Annotated in this window: 20 protein-coding genes, 1 tRNA gene and 1 pseudogene; 14 read left to right on the top strand and 8 right to left on the bottom strand. The window is 46.9% G+C overall.

Features of this window, described 5'->3' with window-relative positions:
- The first annotated feature begins 311 nt into the window (after positions 1-311).
- Positions 312-395 (top strand) — tRNA-Leu (locus BMW94_RS20770).
- Positions 396-455: 60 nt separating this feature from the next.
- Here BMW94_RS20770 and BMW94_RS20765 read toward each other — a convergent pair.
- Positions 456-635, bottom strand: a complete 180-nt coding sequence (locus tag BMW94_RS20765; RefSeq protein ID WP_091000832.1) for a hypothetical protein — start codon at positions 633-635, stop codon at positions 456-458.
- Between the two features lie 159 nt (positions 636-794).
- On the opposite strand from BMW94_RS20765, the gene BMW94_RS20760 reads away from it, so the two are divergent.
- Entirely contained in the window at positions 795-1,955 is a 1,161-nt protein-coding gene (locus BMW94_RS20760; protein ID WP_091000831.1) for a sn-glycerol-1-phosphate dehydrogenase, read from the top strand.
- A 683-nt stretch (positions 1,956-2,638) separates the two neighbouring features.
- On the opposite strand, the gene BMW94_RS20750 is transcribed toward BMW94_RS20760, so the two are convergent.
- Positions 2,639-3,235, bottom strand: a complete 597-nt coding sequence (locus BMW94_RS20750; RefSeq protein ID WP_024629188.1) for a helix-turn-helix domain-containing protein — start codon at positions 3,233-3,235, stop codon at positions 2,639-2,641.
- Between the two features lie 438 nt (positions 3,236-3,673).
- Here BMW94_RS20750 and BMW94_RS20745 point away from each other — a divergent pair.
- The 10 genes and pseudogenes from BMW94_RS20745 to BMW94_RS20700 all read left to right on the top strand — a co-directional run.
- A pseudogene (locus BMW94_RS20745) lies at positions 3,674-4,066 on the top strand (holin family protein); the annotation flags it as partial.
- 284 nt (positions 4,067-4,350) lie between these two features.
- Positions 4,351-4,638 (top strand): Dabb family protein, encoded by a 288-nt coding sequence (locus BMW94_RS20740; RefSeq protein WP_091000829.1) that lies wholly within the window; start codon positions 4,351-4,353, stop codon positions 4,636-4,638.
- Positions 4,639-4,811: 173 nt separating this feature from the next.
- Positions 4,812-5,273, top strand: coding sequence for a DUF86 domain-containing protein (locus tag BMW94_RS20735; protein ID WP_091000828.1), 462 nt, complete (start codon positions 4,812-4,814; stop codon positions 5,271-5,273).
- 11 nt (positions 5,274-5,284) lie between these two features.
- Entirely contained in the window at positions 5,285-6,190 is a 906-nt protein-coding gene (locus BMW94_RS20730) for a DUF4261 domain-containing protein (protein ID WP_175480781.1), read from the top strand.
- Between the two features lie 187 nt (positions 6,191-6,377).
- On the top strand, positions 6,378-6,764 hold the full coding sequence (locus BMW94_RS20725) for a YtxH domain-containing protein (RefSeq protein WP_091000826.1): 387 nt from the start codon (positions 6,378-6,380) through the stop codon (positions 6,762-6,764).
- A 225-nt stretch (positions 6,765-6,989) separates the two neighbouring features.
- Positions 6,990-7,799, top strand: coding sequence for a glutamate racemase (racE, locus tag BMW94_RS20720; RefSeq protein ID WP_063564957.1), 810 nt, complete (start codon positions 6,990-6,992; stop codon positions 7,797-7,799).
- Between the two features lie 248 nt (positions 7,800-8,047).
- Positions 8,048-9,247 (top strand): M14 family metallopeptidase, encoded by a 1,200-nt coding sequence (locus tag BMW94_RS20715; protein WP_091000859.1) that lies wholly within the window; start codon positions 8,048-8,050, stop codon positions 9,245-9,247.
- Between the two features lie 250 nt (positions 9,248-9,497).
- Positions 9,498-9,755: a hypothetical protein gene (locus tag BMW94_RS20710; RefSeq protein ID WP_091000825.1), complete on the top strand. Its 258-nt coding sequence runs from the start codon at positions 9,498-9,500 to the stop codon at positions 9,753-9,755.
- Positions 9,756-9,899: 144 nt separating this feature from the next.
- On the top strand, positions 9,900-10,202 hold the full coding sequence (locus BMW94_RS20705; RefSeq protein WP_063564902.1) for a hypothetical protein: 303 nt from the start codon (positions 9,900-9,902) through the stop codon (positions 10,200-10,202).
- Between the two features lie 21 nt (positions 10,203-10,223).
- On the top strand, positions 10,224-10,445 hold the full coding sequence (locus tag BMW94_RS20700; protein ID WP_024629198.1) for a YuzB family protein: 222 nt from the start codon (positions 10,224-10,226) through the stop codon (positions 10,443-10,445).
- A 92-nt stretch (positions 10,446-10,537) separates the two neighbouring features.
- On the opposite strand, the gene BMW94_RS20695 is transcribed toward BMW94_RS20700, so the two are convergent.
- The gene (locus BMW94_RS20695) at positions 10,538-10,936 is read right to left on the bottom strand and encodes a hypothetical protein (protein WP_091000824.1); all 399 of its coding nucleotides are present in this window, start codon (positions 10,934-10,936) and stop codon (positions 10,538-10,540) included.
- Between the two features lie 347 nt (positions 10,937-11,283).
- On the opposite strand from BMW94_RS20695, the gene BMW94_RS20690 reads away from it, so the two are divergent.
- Complete coding sequence (locus BMW94_RS20690) at positions 11,284-12,114, top strand: aldo/keto reductase (protein WP_091000823.1); 831 nt, start codon at positions 11,284-11,286, stop codon at positions 12,112-12,114.
- 208 nt (positions 12,115-12,322) lie between these two features.
- Here the strand turns inward: BMW94_RS20690 and BMW94_RS20685 are convergent, their stop codons facing one another.
- From BMW94_RS20685 to BMW94_RS20670, 4 genes are all read right to left on the bottom strand, one after another.
- Positions 12,323-13,057, bottom strand: coding sequence for a DsbA family oxidoreductase (locus tag BMW94_RS20685; RefSeq protein ID WP_091000822.1), 735 nt, complete (start codon positions 13,055-13,057; stop codon positions 12,323-12,325).
- 156 nt (positions 13,058-13,213) lie between these two features.
- The gene (locus BMW94_RS20680) at positions 13,214-13,639 is read right to left on the bottom strand and encodes a cytidine deaminase (RefSeq protein WP_091000858.1); all 426 of its coding nucleotides are present in this window, start codon (positions 13,637-13,639) and stop codon (positions 13,214-13,216) included.
- 94 nt (positions 13,640-13,733) lie between these two features.
- Positions 13,734-15,731 carry an LTA synthase family protein gene (locus BMW94_RS20675; protein ID WP_091000821.1) on the bottom strand — a complete coding sequence of 666 codons (1,998 nt, stop codon included), beginning with the start codon at positions 15,729-15,731 and terminating at the stop codon, positions 13,734-13,736.
- Between the two features lie 216 nt (positions 15,732-15,947).
- Positions 15,948-17,099: a THUMP domain-containing class I SAM-dependent RNA methyltransferase gene (locus BMW94_RS20670; RefSeq protein WP_091000820.1), complete on the bottom strand. Its 1,152-nt coding sequence runs from the start codon at positions 17,097-17,099 to the stop codon at positions 15,948-15,950.
- Positions 17,100-17,339: 240 nt separating this feature from the next.
- On the opposite strand from BMW94_RS20670, the gene BMW94_RS20665 reads away from it, so the two are divergent.
- Positions 17,340-17,972, top strand: coding sequence for an O-methyltransferase (locus tag BMW94_RS20665; RefSeq protein WP_091000819.1), 633 nt, complete (start codon positions 17,340-17,342; stop codon positions 17,970-17,972).
- Positions 17,973-18,102: 130 nt separating this feature from the next.
- Here the strand turns inward: BMW94_RS20665 and BMW94_RS20660 are convergent, their stop codons facing one another.
- On the bottom strand, positions 18,103-19,314 hold the full coding sequence (locus BMW94_RS20660; protein ID WP_091000818.1) for an asparaginase: 1,212 nt from the start codon (positions 19,312-19,314) through the stop codon (positions 18,103-18,105).
- Between the last annotated feature and the right edge of the window lie 305 nt (positions 19,315-19,619).

Here is a 19,619-nt window from a genome sequence, read left to right as displayed (position 1 = left end):
CCGCAAATACCTGGCAATGCCACGTCCGCAGGTTTTCCTTCTTCAATACGTTCATGTGTTGTGTTCTTGATCGTCATGCAAAACTCCACTTTTCTAAGCAAGGTATAGCGTGTCCAACAGGACACTTGATCTGCTTAATGTCTACGATAGGGAGTTTGATGGGGTTAAAAAAGGACATATGTCCTATTCATTGCAAATTGGAAAAAAGGTATTGCAAACTTATTTCAGAGCATGTATACTCTTAATTACGGTAAAACAAGCAAAGGCTTGACCGGAATGCTTTTCATCCATGATGAGAAGATACATATTATGCGGTCGTGGCGGAATTGGCAGACGCGCACGGTTCAGGTCCGTGTGGGCTAACCCCCGTGGAGGTTCGAGTCCTCTCGACCGCATCGAAGAAAAAAAGCTCGCAAATTGCTCTAAAGGCAATTCGCGAGCTTTTTTTGATTTTCTTATTTATTGAATATGAATTGTTGCACACACAGGCCAGCAATCGCTCCGGCAATACCCAAGAGCGCAACACTAGCCATGACCTCATACGCCTGTAAACGAAACAGAAAAGCAATGCCGCTGCCAAACGTCGTTCCTGCGAGAAATCCGAGAGAAATCCCTATTTCTTTGGTTAATTTCATAGATTCACCTGCTTGGGAATGTGAGTTTAGGGTTTGCAAATTTTTAAAACAGGAAGTAAAGTGTGATCAGGAAAATACTCACATTTTATTTCCTTTTTTCATTTTGTGGTTTTCTGCATGTAATTATGCATGATATTTCTTAAGGGAGGTTAAGAGCGAATGAATATGAACGAGCGAATTGCCGCATGGAACGAAGAAGCGCAGAATTGTAATTGTGGGCATGATCATCGGTTGGTGCAAATGCAGGTCTATCTGGAGCATAGAGCTATTCAGCGGTTACCTGGCTATTTGTCCGAGCAAGGGTATAGACATGTAACAGTTGTATATGATCGATTTACGGGTCCGGCAGCAGGACACGAGGTGGTAAAGAACATTCGAGAAGCGGGCATTCATGTGGATGAGATATGCATGCCAGAGAACAAAGCAGGCGATGTAATCGCTGATGAGGGCGGGATTATGCAGGTACTGCTGGGTGTGAGACAGGGAAGTCAGGCGATCATTGCTGCTGGTTCAGGGACCATTCATGATCTGGTGCGATTTGTTTGCTCCAAAATGAACAAGCCCTTTCTGTCAGTACCTACAGCGGCTTCGGTTGACGGATTTACCTCAGCAGGTGCGCCTCTTATTGTAAGCGGCGTCAAACAGACGTTCCAGGCGGTACCGCCTGAAGCTATTTTTGCGGACATCGATATTTTGGAGCAAGCCCCCCAAGAGATGAACGCTGCCGGCTTCGGAGATATGCTTGGTAAATATACATCACTGGCGGACTGGGTGGTTTCCAGGGATCTGGGTGGAGAACCGTTCTGCCCCGTTGCTTATCGTATGACGGAAGAAGCGCTGACAACCTGTGTGGAGCATGTACAAGGTATCGCTGAAGGGCGGGCCGATGGTGTGACTGTATTGATGGATGCGCTGATTGCTTCCGGCATTTCCATGCTGATTATTGATCATTCTCGTCCAGCATCTGGTGGAGAACATCATCTGTCCCATCGGTGGGAGATGGATCTGATGGAGGCAGGGCACAAGCCCGTTTTGCATGGAGCCAAAGTGGGAGTGGCCTGTGCATTGCTTACCGTAAAATACAAAGATCTTGCACAAAAATCCGACGAGCCGGTTTTCCGTGTATACCATAATCTGCCGGATGCATCGCAGCTTACAGCTTGGCTTGAGCAAGTTGGTGGCCCTACAACAACTGAACAACTGGGTGTATCCATGGAGATGGTGGAACATGCTTTCAACACAGCTCATTTGCTTCGTGATCGTTATACAGGACTGAAATATATCAACGAGATTCTTAACGTGGGTTCGAATTATGGGTAAAAGAAATATGAACAAGTTTTATTTTGTGTTTATAGTTGTACGTACAAATTGAAAGTGAATAATGTAATGTATGAGACAAGAGAGTGTTGTTGTTTACATTAGAGATGATGGTGCTTGATTTCAGAGCTATCAATATAGATGGATTTTGGAAAAGCACAGTCACACAAGGGGTTGGAATGTATCGTACTAAAGTTATAAAAGCTGAATTAGAGTGTGACTTAAAGCCTGCTCCCTTAGGGGAAAGGCTTTTTTTTGTACTTCATATAAAGTGTTCGGTTGAATTGTTCGTACAAATATATTGTCGAAACGACGCTAACGATGAATTTATAATCTTTTAGATCATCAAAGATTTAATGGAGTGGTTTGTAAGCATTGATGAGGCATATATGGGCATAAGTCGCCGCCCCTTTCGACAGAGGGGGTTTCGCCGCGTACAGAGAGTGAGCTGTATTGGCGCAGGTAAAGGAGCAGACAGGGGAGGGATGATTATCCGTCCATAGCTGTTTAAAGGGCAAGACGGGCGCCTGTCGTCCGGGAGAGACGATGTTGAAGGATTCACATGGGGAATTACCGATCTAACCGGGGAGATGTGGAATAAATCTTGTCTTTATTTTTAAGTTGTATGTTAAAAAGGCTCTGTCTTTCCCCGGGGGGAGGACAGAGCCTTTTGGTTGTTCGCTCATTTAGTTATTGTGGCGATCTTTCAAGATGACATCTGCGAACAAAATAGTTTTCGGGATGCGGAAAAATTGTTCCGCTTGTTCCTGAAACGCAGCAGAAGGCAGCGTTCCCTGATGCAGCCATTTGCGGAAAGTGCCGGGGTGAACCCCGATCCAGTGGCTGACATCTGTCACCGACAAATCATGGACCATACACAAGCCTGTCAGAATACGGTTGCTAACCGGAGAACGGGTCACCGTACGCTTCATGAAGCGGGAAGGCTCGGGCTGACAAATGACAGGGCTTTTGCGTACCACTTCTTCATTAAAAAGAATGTGGCGCGGGTAGCCGAGCAATTGGCATGCCTTGTCCAAATTGGTACTGCCGGGTATCCGTCCTTCATACACCCACGCGCTGACGCTGCGTGAAGAGATGGATAGATCTTCGGCGAGCTGAGACAACTTGATATCATTGGCCATCAGCACGGCAAGAAGAACACGGTTGCGGATTTGACAGCGTGTCGGTTTTCGGAATCGTTTAACACGGACGCCTTTTCCCAAATATTTACGGTTGATCAGAGACCACGCCTGGATGGAATGTTGTTCTGGTTGATTAGGCATATTTCCTCCGATTTTTTTAACCAAATACTACAATAAGTACGGGGGTACTTTCAAGTGCCGGGTGCACCTGTTTCAAATGAAGGGATGCGTGAATCCGCTACAAAGGAGGAATTATGAACTATAACAGACGCAATTCACATCCTAGTATATTCCTAGATTACAATGTTTCACTAAATTTAAGGGATCAAATAGATAATGTATAAAAATAAAATGAGTCTAATTACCTATTAGTGAGACTATAGTACTTTTATCTATTTTTTGTTGATATGATGCGGTTTATTTCCCTGATTTACCCATAAATATTCGATTTTCGTTAAAGGAACCCATATCCAATGTGCACAAATCTGAAATTAGAAATCCGCAGGTTCTGCCAGGCATGTGGCCTGTCAAAATCTCTTACTCTTACATATCTTGTATGGATATCAAGTGAGAGGGAGAGTGAGAAACGTGAGTCCATCCGTAAGTACCTTTACTGCGATTTCAGGGGCGTTCATGACGTTTGCTTTTGGTGGATGGGATCAGCTGCTTAGCTTGCTGGCGGTTGCAATGGCTGTGGATTACATTACGGGTCTCGCTGCGGCAGTAAGATCGGGTAAAGGGTTGAATAGTAATGTTGGATTCTGGGGGCTCGCGCGTAAAGGTCTCATGCTGACGGTTATTCTGCTTGCCCACCGAATTGACCTGATCATGGGGACTGACATCATTAAAGGAGGAGCCATCTACTTTTATCTGGTGAATGAGCTGATATCCATTACCGAAAATTATGCCCGCATTGGGCTTCCATTGCCTGACAAGCTTAGACAGGCTATAGCGGTGCTTAAAAAACAGGAGGATTTGTCTGACCGGGAATGGCCGCTACCGCAGCCGAACGTGGGGAATAAGGATACAAATGAACAAGCAACCGAAGTTGACCCGGAAAAACAGACAAACCAAATTGAACAGACGGATAATAAGCCTCAGGAGAAAACAAAGGCGAATGAAGGCAGCCCCGATTAGATTGTCTTTGAAGAGAACGTTTCCAAGTATCCTTTCGTAATAGAGGACGTTATGATATATTTTGGATACAAGAAAATTCATTCATACCAATTATTATACTCAAATGAGGTGCTTGTCTGATGATTAGACATATTGTTCTGTTTAAAATGAAAGATCGTTCTCCTGGAAGTATTGAAGCGGCTGCAAATGTTCTCCGTAATCTGCAAGGCAAAATTGATGTTCTGGTTTCGCTTGAAGTGGGTATTGACGTGCTCCGTTCAGACAGATCTTTTGACATCTCACTTACGGCAGAGTTTGCATCACTGGAAGATCTTCAGGCATATCAGGTGCATCCGCTGCATCAGGAAGTCATCAAGTATATGAACGAGGTCAGAGAGCAGTCGGTTGCAGTGGACTACGAAATTTAATCTGTCATTGATTCTACTTTGGATAAAGGGGACTCTGCATGAGCGATTTAAGAGACGTTATGGAATTTTTATATATTTTTGTCGTGTTTCTGATCGCTTGTCCTGTGATGTTATTTTGGCTGAAGCGAAGAGGGAAAAGGAACCGATAATTCACTGAACGGGAAGTGAACATATTGTATTACGTAAATAGGGAACAGATTGCCCGCCGGCTTGCTGCCGTACCGGAGGTGGCCGAAGGTCTTCGCCGCGCGTCCCAAGCTTGGGATGGCAGTCTTATGCTGGGTCTGGTACAGGAACGTTGTCTTCATCTGGCGATTGAAATCGTTACGGATGTGGGAAGTTATCTCATTGACGGCTTCATCATGCGTGATGCGAGCAGCTATGACGATATTATTGAAATTAACCACGAAGAGAAGGTTTTTGATCATGCAACCTATGAGGTGCTTAGTCGCCTCGTATCGTTGCGCAAGCCGCTCGTTCAGGACTATTACTGCTGGGAGCGATCTGAACTGCATCCGCTGAGCAGTGATTTGCCGGGCGTGCTTGAACATTTTTCCCATCAGGTCAATACCTATGTGGAAAAAGAACTCGGACCTTTCCAGATTGCACAGGCCGAGGGACAGAGCAAGGAATGAGGGGAAGCAGCATGAAGAACGAATGGAAAGAAGATCAAGAAGGGAATAATGAAACGAATGACATACCTTCCGGATTTCATCCGGTATATATGATTGAGCTGTTATTTCAGGAACGTCCCGTTATCGATCAGGGGCGTTTGCAGGATGCACTAAGCCGTCATACCGGACAAGTCCGGCTTGACGTGAAGCAGGGCAATGAGGAGCATAAACCTGAGATGCTGGTTTTCTACCATCTGGACCATAAGGTTTCTTTTCAGGAAGGTAATATTCCAGCACAGACGTGTATGCTCTCCATTACTGAAATTGTAGATCGTGCCCGCTTTGGAGGGGCATTGCAGCAAGCCTGGCATTGGCCAGAAGCAGGACAAGTTATGGAAACGATCCGATATTCCATCCGGCTACATGATATGTTCACTGCTGCCATGCCGCGCAAACAGCGACTCGAATTGTTCCAAAAAACGATTCAGGCTGTCATGGAAGTGCTGCCTTGTGAGGCGTTATACTGGTACGGCAGTGACAAATTGGTTGAACCAGAAGCCTATGTGCTGTCACAGGAGCGTGAGGAACATCTCTACGCTGCGATGAATGTGCGCATGTATCAGGCTGGGGGCACGGAGGAACAGCGTCAGCTGGTTATGGACACAGTAGGGTTGTCGGCACTTGGCGTGCCTGATGTACAGTGTCATTTCATTGGACTTGATCCGGATACGGTAGCCCAGACATTACTGGGTGCCGCCTATTACATATTTGATCAGGGAGATGTTCTGCAGGATGGACAGACGCTGGGATCTTCCGGTGGACGACGCTGGCGTTGTGAGCATCAGGCGGCTTTGATTGCACCCGGGCGATATGTCATTGATCTGGACCCGGGTGATGAACATGCCGCTGCTCCGCTAGAGCCGGCGCGGCAGACTTGAGACATATCTCGATAGCCTCAGAAGGTGCGAAAGACGGTATCCAGAATTTTTTTTGGTATCCGAGTGTCAGGTCAAGCCCTTGCTGCTTATACTGCATCAACAGAGTAGGCATTCGCCCGGATTGACGAGCAACAGGCCGTTGCTTGGTTATTCGGTACTTCATTTAAGGTAAAGGGAGAGATGAGACGTGAAGGATTCTAACAAAAGTTTGTTGTGGGGAGCATTAATCGGCTCGGTTGTAGGTTCAGTGACAGCTTTGCTGCTGGCGCCAAAATCCGGACGCGAACTTCGTCAAGATATTTCGGAAGGTGCACGTCAGGTCAGTGAGAAGGGTCAGGAACTGGCTAGCAAGGTAGGCGAACAAAGCGCTCAGATCGTATCCAAAGTAAAAGAGACGGCAGATGTCGTTATCCAGGATATCCAATCCTGGCGCAATTGCGGAGAAGGTAAAGAAGTGCGCGTATCCGCAGTCATTACGGATTCCGATTCTTCCATGGATGCAGATGCAGGGAATGAGTCAGGCATTGAAGTCATCGCGAAGCTTCCTACCGATGATTCCAAAGATAACATCTAAAGCTAAGCTTGAAAGCAAGCAGGCTTTCCTCCATCTGGAGGGGAGCCTGCTTTGTTGTGCGTGGTCGTACAGGAGTTGTACGATATGGCATTTTGTTTGAACCCTGCGATGAAATCGGGTAAGATGTAGGTACCTTTTTGCCTGGAAATTCATACGGTAGGAAGAAAGCTCTGGGAACCAATATGTTAACAGAACCAATTCAATGAAGAAGGAAGCGGTGTGTTCGTGCAGCAAGCAATCGCTATATTAGACTCCGGTGTAGGGGGGTTGACCGTCGCCAAGGAAGTGATGCGTCAGCTCCCACGGGAAAAGATCATATATTTTGGAGATACTGCCCGGACACCGTACGGACCCCGTTCGTCCGAACAAGTTAAACAATTCACGGAACAAATCGTTGATTTCTTGATCCAGTTCGATCCGAAGGTTATCGTTATCGCCTGTAATACGGCTACGGCAGCAGCGCTCGACTATATTCGAGCCAAGGTGAATGTGCCCGTCATTGGTGTCATTCATCCTGGAGCACGAGCAGCCATCACAGCGACACGCACAGGACGCATCGGTGTCATTGGCACCGTGGGGACCATTGGAAGTGGTGCATATACGTCTGCACTCAAACAGTTGTCTCCCTATATTGATGTGGTCAGTCAGGCTTGTCCAGCACTGGTGCCACTGGTGGAGCAAGGCGAATTCCGTTCCGAGCAAACGACAAGTACGGTGGAGCAATCTCTAGGCCAGATTAAACAACAGCCGATTGATTGTCTTATTCTGGGTTGTACGCACTATCCTTTTCTCATGGATACCATTCAGGAGGTTATGGGGCAGGAAGTGAAGCTGATTAGTTCGGCAGATGAAACGGCAAGGGAAATCAGTACGATTTTGTATGATAAACGAAAGCTGGCCAGTGGGGATGAGACGCCGGTCCATCAGTTTTTTTGCACAGGGGACCCCCGCATGTTCCAGAATATTACCCGCCAATGGCTGGGAGAGCAGATCTCCAAAACGCCAGTTGTGTGGCAGGTTACCCAATTACCATAACTATTTTTTTGATTTCAATGCTTAAAAGAATCCCGGAACGCTTGGTGTTCCGGGATTTTTTTAAGCATATCAGAAAGTAGAAGAGCTTCGGATTATAAACACGTTTTTCTTATGTTGTAAGGATTGACGCGATTCATGTCACATGACGGACAACCAGACCCGCATACATATTACATACAGTAAGGACACAGGCGAGAAAAGGACGGGAGATTACACAATTTCCTAAGGGAAAGGAGATCGACATGGAGCTGCAATGGATTATTGTTCAGCAGGGAGATACCTTGTCGCGTATTGCGGCAGCGAACCATATGACCAAGGAGTTACTGGCTGCTCTCAACCCGGAAGCAGCGTCTCAGCCCTATTTGCTGACAGGACAGATGCTGCGCATTACGCCGGGAACAGGGCGCAGGTATGCAGTGCAACCTGGGGAGAAAGTGGCTGTGATTGCATTACGTTTTGGACTGAATGAAGAAGAATTGCGCGAGGCCAATCCAGAAATAGCGAACATTCCGGACTGGTGCGGGCGATGTATTCATATTCCGGATTCAAATGGAAAAACTATCGTCAAGCTGCAGGGAGAGTATGGTTATCGTGAAATGAGCCGTGATATCGGTTTGCTCGAAAAGAAGTATCCATTTATCGAGATTGGCTCCATTGGCAGCAGTGTCATGGGCAAGGATTTGCCTTATCTGCGTTTGGGTCAAGGCCCCAGACATATCCATGTCAACGCATCAGTTCATGCAAATGAGTGGCTGACAACGGCGGTTCTGATGCGGTTCATTGAAGAATATGCGAAGGCCTACAGTACACATACGCCATGGCATCAATTCCAGACGGAACGCTGGATGCGGGAAACCACGCTGTGGGCGGTGCCCATGGTTAACCCGGATGGAGTTGAATTGGTGCAAGAGGGTGCGGTCAATGATCATCCCCATGCAGAAGAACTGCTGGCATGGAATGCCGGACGCTCCCATTTTACGCATTGGAAGTCCAATATCAGGGGGATAGACCTTAATGATCAATTCCCGGCTTATTGGGAGGAAGAAGCAGCTAGAAGAGGGATAACGACTCCAGGGCCCAGAGATTATGCAGGAACCGCTCCCTTATCGGAACCGGAGGCGTGGGCACTTGCACAGTGGACCGAGCAGCATCATTTCGATGCTGTCGTTTCGCTGCACAGCCAGGGACAGGAAATTTATTGGAACTACCGAGATTTGGAGCCAAGGGAGAGTGCCCCGCTGTCACGCAGACTGGCAAGAGCTTCAGGGTACAAGGCAGTTAAGCTGGGTGGAAGCGATGCAGGGTACAAAGACTGGTTCATTCAGAAGTTTCGAAAGCCCGGCTTCACGGTAGAAGTGGGACTTGGGGTCAACCCGCTGCCCATGGATCAGTTCGATGACATCTGCGTAGAGGTTGGCATGCTGTTGGCTGAATTATTATCCGATTGAGAGCATGAACAGGGTAGATTGGGAATCGTTCCAACCTGACTTCACATAAATTGGATGGGAGAACATGAAACTTACGGGTTGTCCACTCGTATAACAGGAACGGGCGCTGTGACCGGCGTTCGTTTTTTTAATCTGCATATTGCATCATTCGTTCCGGATCACTCTGGAACGGGTAATGATGGGTGTAACTATTAGTGACTATAACGTGTGCTGTTTTATTTCAGTGCAAGAATTATACGGAGGGGTTCATATGAAGTGGAGAAGACTGCTATCATTCAAACGATGGACACAAGTATTCAAACGGCTGCCGCGTCTGTTGCGGGCTCCTCAGATCCCTTTGGGTGAGAAGCTGCTGTTCATCATCCCGGCGCTGCTCTACTGGGTGCTTCCTGACGTGATGCCGTTTATGCCTATAGATGATATCGGGGTTACGTTGTTGCTGATGAACTGGTTTGTGAGTCGTGCGGAGCGCAAATATCCGGTGCTTACAGCGGGTGCGTCGTGTTAATCCGACACAAAATGGGTGGTTTTAACATCGATTTTGCATCAATGTTATTGCGAAGCGCAGTAATTTTCTTTACAATAGATGCTGGAGTTTAGAAATACTGAAAAATTGTTGGAACCAGCAATTACGATATAGGAGATGAATGAAATGAACTGCAAAATTACACGTAATGCCGCGAAAGTATTGAAACTTGAACTGGACAAGCCTGAGAACGAAGGTAAATTGCTGCGCGTTGTGATCACACATGCACATGGAGATCATGCCCACTACGGCCTCGATATCGATACGCCAAAAGAAAATGATACGGTTGTATCTACCGATAAAGAGATCGACGTTATTCTTGAGAATGATCAGCCTTTGCTGGATGGCGTCAAAATTGATTACCTTTACTTCCCTGAAGAAGGCTTCGTTATTACGAACCCATCCCAAGGCAACCACGGCGACCACTAAGGGAGCGAAGAAGGGGAACTCATGGCTAACGATATCCGCGTATGCGAAAAATGTAATCATATCAGACTAAAATCGATTGTAGCCAAGTTGGAGAAAATGGCTCCGGATACGGAGATCAAAATTGGTTGCAAATCGTATTGCGGTCCTTGCGCGAAGCGTGCTTTTGTTTTCATCAACGGTCGGTACATCAGTGCTCCGTCAGAAGAAGAAGTGCTTGCAAAAGTAGCGAAATTCGTGAAGTAATTTTATGGATATGCAGTGGGCAAACTTGTCCACGGAAGGAAAGAGAGGCTGCGGCCTCTCTTTTTTTAGTTGTGAATAGGAATAGTAAAGGGTTAAAAATTGAATCCCTGCATCATTTCAAAAATCTCAAAGGTATCCTCTTGAATCTCAATGGCGATGATCGTATCGCTTTTTTTCAAATAATGAACATTCCCCATTCGCTCTTCTTCCACTTCAACCCATCCGGCTTCGGATAACTTCTCAAAATAATCGGAGGGTACATATAATCCCTGTTCTCCCCCGATATGTTTCAATTCATATTTAATGCCTGTTTGAATGTTTGGATGGTCTGAATATGACGTTACGCTCAACTGCTTTGCATTCACGGGAACAGGAATCTCGTTATTTATAGAGGAGCCTGTATATCCCGTTATTTCATACGTCGAAGGTGTACAGCCACTGGTAAGCACCAATAAAAGCACCAGAATGAAAACAATTCCAAAGTTCTTCAAACACACGCCTCCTTGTGTAAAGGTACTTATCCAATAAACGCAGTCAGACCGGAAAAGGTTATACACATCATTGATATTCATCTTTAAATCTTACATGGGGAACATTGAAGCAATCCGTTATTGTTTCAACAAAAGAAGAATAAGGAAGGTCGATGTCAACCATTGATCTATAGGCGTTCCTGTCACACCAGAAACCCGCAGAGCAGCAGTGCTTTGCGGGTTATTTATGTTTCCTTTGAAGGACCCCAAGAAGTGGATCCAGCCAAACTGTATGCAAAGTGCCGCTTAAAATTTGGTGAGAAGGTTAATAGACCAAGAGCAGGCAAATTTCACACAGGAGGTACAGAATGACAAAACATATTACAGATTGTACGATTCTGAACAACGGCGTGACGATGCCATGGCTGGGATTTGGGACTTATCAAGCAAAGGGCAAGGAAGTACAGCAAGCGGTGGAGACTGCATTGGAAGTTGGATATCGGAGCATTGATACGGCGTCCGTTTATGGAAATGAAGAGGAAGTGGGACAAGCCATTGCGAGCAGTGGTATTGCCCGTAATGAGCTGTTTGTGACAACCAAGCTGTGGAATGAGGATCAGGGCTTTGATTCGACCTTGAGAGCATTTGAGGCCAGTCAGAAGGCGCTTGGATTGAATGTCATTGATCTATACTTAATTCACTGGCCTGGCAGAGACCAGTATAAGGAGACGTGGAGAGCTTTCGAACGTCTATATAGCGAAGGAAGCGTACGTGCTATTGGTGTAAGCAATTTTGAAATACACCATCTGCGCGATATCATAGATGAAGGTGGAACAGTACCTGCGGTGAATCAGGTGGAACTGCATCCAGGTCTGATTCAACAGGAGCTGCAGGATTTCTGCGGGGAGCAGGGCATTCAACTGGAGGCATGGAGCCCCATTATGAGAGGTAAACTGAACAAGGAATCGGCTTTGAAAAGTCTGGCACAGAAATACGGAAAAACACCAGCACAGGTTATTCTGCGTTGGGATATTCAGAATCAGATCGTGACGATTCCGAAGTCGGTAACCCCGGAGCGAATTCGCGAGAATGCGGACATCTTTGATTTTGAACTGACTCCCGATGAGCTGAAACTGATTGATGCGCTGGACTCGGATAAACGGACGGGACCACATCCGGATCAGCTGTTTTGGGATTGAGCGTGTAGCTCAATTCCAAAATGAGTGTTTAATGATCTGCGTGGAGTTGTTCCGGATACGGATCGTTCTTTCGATCGCTGTTGTCTCCAAATTTTTTTATTCAAAAGGTGTAAATTATGAGTTCATCTTAAGTGGATGGATTTAAAAGGGAAAAGTGTAAAAAAAGCAGCAGGTTCAGGGGATAACCCTTGATCCTGCTGCTTTTGTGTTATTTGGATTGATCCGGTTGCGGAACCTCGCAGCCGTCTTCGGTGCATACTCCACTGCCATCTGCGTCAGTGGTGCTGGACTCTACCATGGTGAAAGGGGAACGCTCGTCCCATGCTTTCTGGATCGCGTCAAGGAACACCTCATCCGGTTGAGCGCCAGATACAGCGAACTTGCGATCAAATACGAAGAACGGCACACCCCGGATGCCTAACTGTTCGCCTTCGGCTTGGTCGGCACGCACTTGGTCTGCGAATTGATTGCTGGACAACACTTCTGCTGCGGCATTGCGATCCAGACCCACTTCTTCAGCCAACTCGATCAGTACATCGGAATTGCCGACATGTTTACCTTCAATGAAGATCGCTTGAAATAGCCGTTCGCTCAGCTCAAGCATTTTCCCTTGTGTTTCTGCCCAATGCGTCAGACGGTGAGTAGAGAAGGAGTTGGTAGGGATCATCTCATCAATGTTGTATTCCAGTCCAGCCGTACGAGCATTGGCATTCATTTGGGCATTCATGCCGCGTGCCTGCTCCACACTCATATTGTATTTGGCAGCCAGATATTCTGCGTTGGTTTTGCCACTATTCAATTCAGCATTTGGATCGAGCTCAAAACTTTTGAACTGTAATTTCACTTCATCGCGGTGGGGGAATTGTGCGAGTACATTCTCCAGACGACGTTTGCCAATATAACAGAAAGGACACATAAAGTCGGACCATATTTCAATATTCATTCATTAAAACCTCCATCATCTATAAATGAAACCAATACAGTTACAATTATATAGCGACTTTCTATCTTTCGCAAGGTTGTGGTTATTGCCAGTCTCGAAAAAAGAAGTGCTGAAGCATGCAACGGATTGCAGCCTCAACACTTATAATTTATCTTCTTACTTATCCCGGTATGCCTTGGTCCAATGGTAAGGTTGAATTTCGTCCAATCTCTTGTAAATTAAAGCTCCATCCGGATCGTATACGGCAGCCTTCACGTCTTCTCCCCAGAAAAACAGTCGTTCCTGGCACACACCACAAGGGGTGAGGACCTTGAATTGCGAGTTCTCATTGTCACGTGCCACACAGATGGAGTGGGTGACCCTCTCGTTTAATTTGTGGGCTTCCAGGTAGGCTCCTGTTTCCATACACAGATGCGTGGCGTCATTAATCACTTCTGGAGCTACACTGATTAACAGCGAGCCAGCTTCGGTATAAACGGCAGCCGCCCCGCCCCATCCTTGAGGGTAGCGATGTTTGACAAAGTTTGCAGCTTCTTCGAATAGCTTTTGTTCGATATTGAATTGATCTGGATGTGACGTCATGGTCATGCACTAGCTCCATTTCATTGTAGTGTCGGGTTAACTTTAAAATATGAATTATAAAGTTCCCTCAGCGCACTGTTCCGTTCCGTATCTGTTAGGAAGCGGAGTCAGACGCTTTCTCCTCCCGAAAACGTGAGATCAGGTCAAACGTATTGACCGTATCTGACACATGCAGTCGTTTTGTTGCTTCATCATGACCAGATCGGCAAGCATTAATATCCGTTTTGTTGCCTGTAGACAGATCGTAACAGGAGCCGCTGTCATACAGGTAATCATCCGATGGGATATAGAACAGGGAGCCATCTGTAAATGCTCCGTTGCGCAATACCACCATACGGGAGGAACCGTCGTACACATCGTTGCCCATGTGGTAGTAGGATTGATCTGATATCCCCAACAGATGCAGTACTGAAGGTGTAACATCCAGTTGTCCGGCAGGCTCGTCAATCGTTCCTGCTGCGGCTCCATCGGGCAGATGCACCAGCAAAGGCACTTCGTTCATAATCTGCTGCATATCCAGATCAGTCAGCGAGCGTCCGAGAAATTTCTCGTATTGTGGCTGTTCCTTGATGGAGTTATCGTGATCCCCATAGAACATGAAGATCGTTTTGTCCCATAATCCCCGATTTTTCAGGTCTTCCACCATGTTGCCGAGCGCAGAATCCACGTAATGAACAGATTGCAGATAGTTGCCAAACATCGTTCCTTTGAATTCCCCGACATCCAGCTGCTGTTTATCTTGGGGCAACGCGAATGGATGATGACTGCTGAGTGTAATAAGGAATGAGTAGAAGGGCTCTGTAACCTCACTGCTCATTTTCTCAACCGATTGGCGAAAAAAGGACTCATCCGACAGCGACCAGCCTAGCGGGTCATCCTGTTCAAAATCATTTTTACTGTAAAATTTGTCATACTTCATATTCTGATACATCGTATAACGATTCCAAAATCCGCTCTCATAGGCATGAAATACATTCGTACTATAACCATGATCCTTCAAGATAGAAGGCAGGGAATCGTAACTGTGGTCTGCGTAACGGACGAACGCGGATCCAACCGACAGTGGATGCAAAGAAATATTGGCCCCAAAGTCAGCATCCGATGTTCGCCCCTGACCTGTCTGGTGATAAAAGTGACTGTAGTACTGGCTTTCCTTCATCAGCTCGTTAAAATGAGGCGTAATTTCCTGACCGCCAATGCTCTGTCCAATCATGAAATTCATGAAGGCTTCCCCTTGGACAATGATCACATTGCTGTCTTTGTACTTGCCAAACATCGCATCCTTCACTGAATCAGCCTGTTGTCTGCTGGCGAAATAAGCTTCCGCCTGTTCGAGATCGGCAGGATCGACCTCCGGTCCAGAGCCGAGCTGGTCTTTGGCATAGTTGTACAGATCATAGCCATGAAAAGCAAGAAGACCAGTAACGTTGTACATGGACACATTCCACCAGTTGTTATCGAACAACCCTTTTGCCCAGGTTTTACTATAAAAATAAATCGGACCAACCGCGAGCCCCAGACCCAGTACCAGGGCAATGCTGCCTGCAGCGAGTCGACGACGCATGCTTGATTTGCCTGAATTTGACGAGTAAGAGTTCGGCCCGTTTGAATATGCGCTCGAGCGACCACGGCGGTAACGTTTACTGAACAGCAGAATCGCTGCAGATGGGATAATTACTAGCCAATCGACGAAGAACCACAGATCACTGGCGTAGACGAGCGTAGCAATGCTGTCACCCAAAGCGTCCACCTGTCTGGCTTGCATCAGCACAGGAATTGTTAGGAAATCCTGAAAGTAGCGATAATAAACCATATCCGCATAGATCAGTGCAGTGAGCAGCAGACTGAGGATAACGAGTGATATAATCATGCCCCGGCGAGGCAGCCACCAGGTCCAGAAGGACAGAAGCAGCAGCGAACCGATGGCAATTACTTTGTCCAGAAGCCCCATCGTAATGTTGTAGGCGTGCAGATTGTGGTGGAGCCACATCAATTTGAGCAGCATGAGTACAAGAAAAATAAGATATAACGTAAGTGGATGATTCGGAAGCCCGCGCGGCGTAAGGGTGCGCGTTGGCTTAGTGAAAAACATATATGTCTTCCCCCCTGATGAATGGATTTGTTAACGGAATGTAAAAATAGGACTTTATCCATTATAGCGTGGTGTCATGGCTTTTCAACTATGCCCAAGGGAGAAATGCTTCATGCGGAAGCAATGTCATTAAGATCAATCATAGTTCTCCAGAAATACATACCAAAAAAGCGCCCCAGCCGTGGAAGGCAGGAGCACTTGATTATTCCAATATTCTTATTGTTGTGGTGTTTTATTACGTGGAGGCAGTGGGCCCAAATACTGATAATATTGGGTTTCAATGCGTCCATTAAACAACTTACGACGCTTGTCTGCCTTGTGGCCAAAGTCTTCCTCGAAAGATTTGGTCGACGTGATGGCAAAAAAGGACCATGTCGGTAAATCGAGGTAACTGCGCCCTAAAGAACGCAGCAGCTTCTGCACTTCTTTTTCTTCACTCAAACGTTCACCATATGGAGGGTTAGTAATGATTACACCATATTCGCCCTGTGGTCTTGCACGATGGGCGGGCAGGACGCTGACCTCAATATCTTTGGCGAAGCCGGCACTCTTGATTGCTGCCTGTGCAACTTCAATGGCTTCCGGATCGATGTCGCTGCCCGAAATTTGCAATGGAATATCGTCTCGAACCGCGTCAAATGCTTCTTCGCGCGCCTGTTCCCACAATTCTTCAGGAATGACAGCCCAGTCCTCGGAGTTGAAGGTCCGACGAAGTCCCGGTGCAATGTTCCAGCCGATCATAGCGGCTTCAATCAGCATTGTACCTGATCCACAACATGGATCATAGAAGGGGCGGGATACATTCCAGCGGCTGAGCTGAATAAGCGCCGCAGCAAGTGTTTCTTTGAGTGGTGCTTCAGTTACGAGTTTACGATAACCCCGTTTATGCAGACCTGGTCCCGTCGTATCTAAAGTAAGCAGGGCGCGATCATTCAGCAGAATGACCTCAATCACATAACGAGACCCATCCTCTGGGAACCACTCCGTGTCATAAGTCAGCTTCAGTTTCTCTACGATCGCTTTTTTCACGATCCCCTGCGATGCAGGTACACTGCTCAACTGAGATTTTTGGGAACGACCTTCAACCGGAAATTCGCCATCGGCTGGAATCCATTCCTCCCAAGGTAATGCTTTGGTACCTTCAAATAATTCATCGAACGTTGTCGCAGGGAATTCACCCATTTTGACCAATACGCGGTCGGAACTTCTCAGCCACAGATTACACCGGCAAATATCAATATAATCTCCAGTGAAGAAAACCCGGCCATTGTCGATCGTAACATCCTCATACCCCAGCTGCTTCAGTTCCCGGGCGACAACAGCCTCGAGTCCCATCGCCGAGGTCGCAATCAATTGCAATTGAGCCATGTGATTCATTTCAACTCCATTTCAAGCTGGAGAAGGAATATCCTTCTCTCTGCTGTATAGTGACGGTGCGGCCTTGCCGCTTTCCGTGAAAAAACTTACAATGAGAAATGCGGTGCGCTAATGCATTCATCTTTCGAGCCGATGCAGCAGTCAACCGCCTGTGTTTGACAACAAACATTTATTATAGAACATTGGCATCCATATGGAAAGCAGTCCAAGTGTCCAAGGAGGATTTTAGCGGTGAATCTGACCCCTGACGAATATGTAAATCAATTATTTCAAGAGGATGATCTCTTGTTAAAGGTAAAAGAAGCCATCCGATCGAACGGCATGCCGGAAGTTTCGGTTGCAGCGGCCTATGGCCGTTTGCTCACTTTTCTCGCGAAGACATCGAAAGCGGAGGCTGTACTCGAAATCGGTGTACTGGGCGGATACAGCGGTATCTGTCTTGCTCGCGGTTTAAGTGACGGGGGAACCCTGACTTCGCTGGAACTGAAAGAGGAATACGCAGCGATGGCTCGTGGTCATCTGGAGGAAGGAGGCTTTGGGGATCAGGTCGAATATAAAATTGGCCCCGCAGCCGACAGTCTGGAGCAGCTGGCACAGGAAGGACGAACCTTCGATTTCTTCTTCATTGATGCAGACAAGGAGAATTATCCCGTTTATCTCGATTACGCCATTAAGCTCGCGCGGCCGGGGGCGGTCATTGTGGGAGATAACTGTTTCCTGCGCGGCCGTACGCTAAATCCGGACAAGCAGGGTCCGGCGGTCCTCGCGGTTCGACGCTTCAACGAGCAGATGGCGAGTGACCCGCGCCTCGTAACAACGATGCTGCCGGATTATGATGGTCTGGCTCTGGCCTGGGTGAAGTAAGAAAAGATGCAGATCCGTTAAAACGGATGGAATGCGCATTCAATTCGAAAAGAAAGAGACGATAACACTCCTGAATCTCAGAGTATGATCGTCTCTTTCTGCTTATTGGAGTGAAGTGATGAGAGCCTTATTAAACTTCCGGCGTTCCGTAAGTCTCGAACCATTTTTTGATCGTGTCAAAATCATCGCTGAAGGACAGCCCGAGCATCAACAAAATGCGTGCTTGCTGAGGACTGAGGTTGTCACCGGCGATAACGCCTTTCCCTCCGCCATATACACTGCCTGAACCTGTCCGAGTGGTCGTTACGAAGATTACGCCATCCTCCACCGCTTTGGTACGTGCTTGTCCCATTGCTTTGGAGATACCGCCTGCTCCGGTACCGGACGTTACGATTCCCTTGGCGCCGCCCTTCACAAATCCTTCAATGGCTTCGCCGCCAGCTTCCTGATAGGAAATCGCAATTTCCACCTTGGCGAGATCTGCCTTCGTGATTTTGCTCAGGTCAAAGGCCGGTTTCAATGTACCTTCAGGCTTCAAGGCACGTGCAGGGGCACGGTAAATTCGAATGTTTTCTTCATCAATATAACCGACTGCACCAAGCATCGGGGTTTCAAACGTGTCTGTTCGATAATCATTCGTTTTGGTCACGCCCCGTGCCAATTGAATGGTATCGTTCAACATCAGCACGGTTCCAAATGAAGTGGTGCGCCCGCTGCCTGCGAGCTTGATGGCGTTGTACAGATTCGCTTGTGCATCTGAGCCGATAACGGTCCAAGGGCGCATGGACCCTGTGATGACGACGGGTTTATCACTTTGTACGGTCATGTCGAGGAAGTAGGCGATTTCCTCCATGGTATCTGTACCAGTGGTAACCACAACACTGTCATACTGGGCCAGAGCCTTGTCTACCGTCTTAGATAAGTCATAGAGATCAGCCATGGTATAAGAACCTGAACCTGAATTTCCGAATTGGAGTGTGCTAACATCTGCAATCTTCTGTTTGTCCGGTAAGGCGTCGACCATTTCTCCAATCGGGAGTGTGCCAGCTTTATAGTTCTGGAAGCTGGTTGCATCCTCGGATTGACCCGCAATCGTACCACCCGTTCCAATGACCAGAACATTAGGCAGAGCGGATTGTTTGAACGAATCCGATAGAGCAGGGATGGTCGTATTGCGAGCTGGAGTGGATGATGCGGTCTGAACTGCACTGGTTGTACCGCTCACTTCTACCGTAGCCGCCTGAGCCGCATAGGTTCCGATTGGGGACAGGGAAATGGTTAGAGCTGTCAAAGCAGCTGTGCTCCATACAGCCCAAGGACGAAGATTTGAAGTTTTTTTCATGAAAAGCACTCTCCTTCAGGTTAGTTTCGTGTGATGTTTGTTGAGGGTGGTATGTATATAAGTTCAAATTGATTGTATTTCATGTTAAATAATATGACAATTGTAAATATAGATAGAGTAATCGGTTACATTGATAGATATTTAGAGTATAAAGTGTGTTTATAAGGTTTTATGGATAAATATGAGAAGGTGAAAAAGAGAATAAGGAGTGTGAAATCATACTAAAGAAATTTTTGTGTCATATTTTATTACATATGAGACTTTTGACCTGATAGGGTATAGAAAAAAATTGGGGAAAGTGTTGC

Origin of the sequence: Paenibacillus sp. OK003 (assembly GCF_900109515.1) — a bacterium.
Classification (GTDB): Bacteria; Bacillota; Bacilli; order Paenibacillales; family Paenibacillaceae; genus Paenibacillus; species Paenibacillus marchantiae.
The sequence above is the reverse complement of the archived record's forward strand: the minus strand, read 5'-3'. Positions and strand labels throughout refer to the sequence as shown.

Coding starts and splice junctions, on each gene's coding strand:
- BMW94_RS20765 (WP_091000832.1), bottom strand. CDS start 635: ATGAAATTAACCAAAGAAATAGGGATTTCTCTCGGATTTCTCGCAGGA.
- BMW94_RS20760 (WP_091000831.1), top strand. CDS start 795: ATGAATATGAACGAGCGAATTGCCGCATGGAACGAAGAAGCGCAGAAT.
- BMW94_RS20750 (WP_024629188.1), bottom strand. CDS start 3,235: ATGCCTAATCAACCAGAACAACATTCCATCCAGGCGTGGTCTCTGATC.
- BMW94_RS20740 (WP_091000829.1), top strand. CDS start 4,351: ATGATTAGACATATTGTTCTGTTTAAAATGAAAGATCGTTCTCCTGGA.
- BMW94_RS20730 (WP_175480781.1), top strand. CDS start 5,285: ATGAAGAACGAATGGAAAGAAGATCAAGAAGGGAATAATGAAACGAAT.
- BMW94_RS20710 (WP_091000825.1), top strand. CDS start 9,498: ATGAAGTGGAGAAGACTGCTATCATTCAAACGATGGACACAAGTATTC.
- BMW94_RS20705 (WP_063564902.1), top strand. CDS start 9,900: ATGAACTGCAAAATTACACGTAATGCCGCGAAAGTATTGAAACTTGAA.
- BMW94_RS20700 (WP_024629198.1), top strand. CDS start 10,224: ATGGCTAACGATATCCGCGTATGCGAAAAATGTAATCATATCAGACTA.
- BMW94_RS20690 (WP_091000823.1), top strand. CDS start 11,284: ATGACAAAACATATTACAGATTGTACGATTCTGAACAACGGCGTGACG.
- BMW94_RS20685 (WP_091000822.1), bottom strand. CDS start 13,057: ATGAATATTGAAATATGGTCCGACTTTATGTGTCCTTTCTGTTATATT.
- BMW94_RS20680 (WP_091000858.1), bottom strand. CDS start 13,639: ATGACGTCACATCCAGATCAATTCAATATCGAACAAAAGCTATTCGAA.
- BMW94_RS20675 (WP_091000821.1), bottom strand. CDS start 15,731: ATGTTTTTCACTAAGCCAACGCGCACCCTTACGCCGCGCGGGCTTCCG.
- BMW94_RS20670 (WP_091000820.1), bottom strand. CDS start 17,099: ATGGCTCAATTGCAATTGATTGCGACCTCGGCGATGGGACTCGAGGCT.
- BMW94_RS20660 (WP_091000818.1), bottom strand. CDS start 19,314: ATGAAAAAAACTTCAAATCTTCGTCCTTGGGCTGTATGGAGCACAGCT.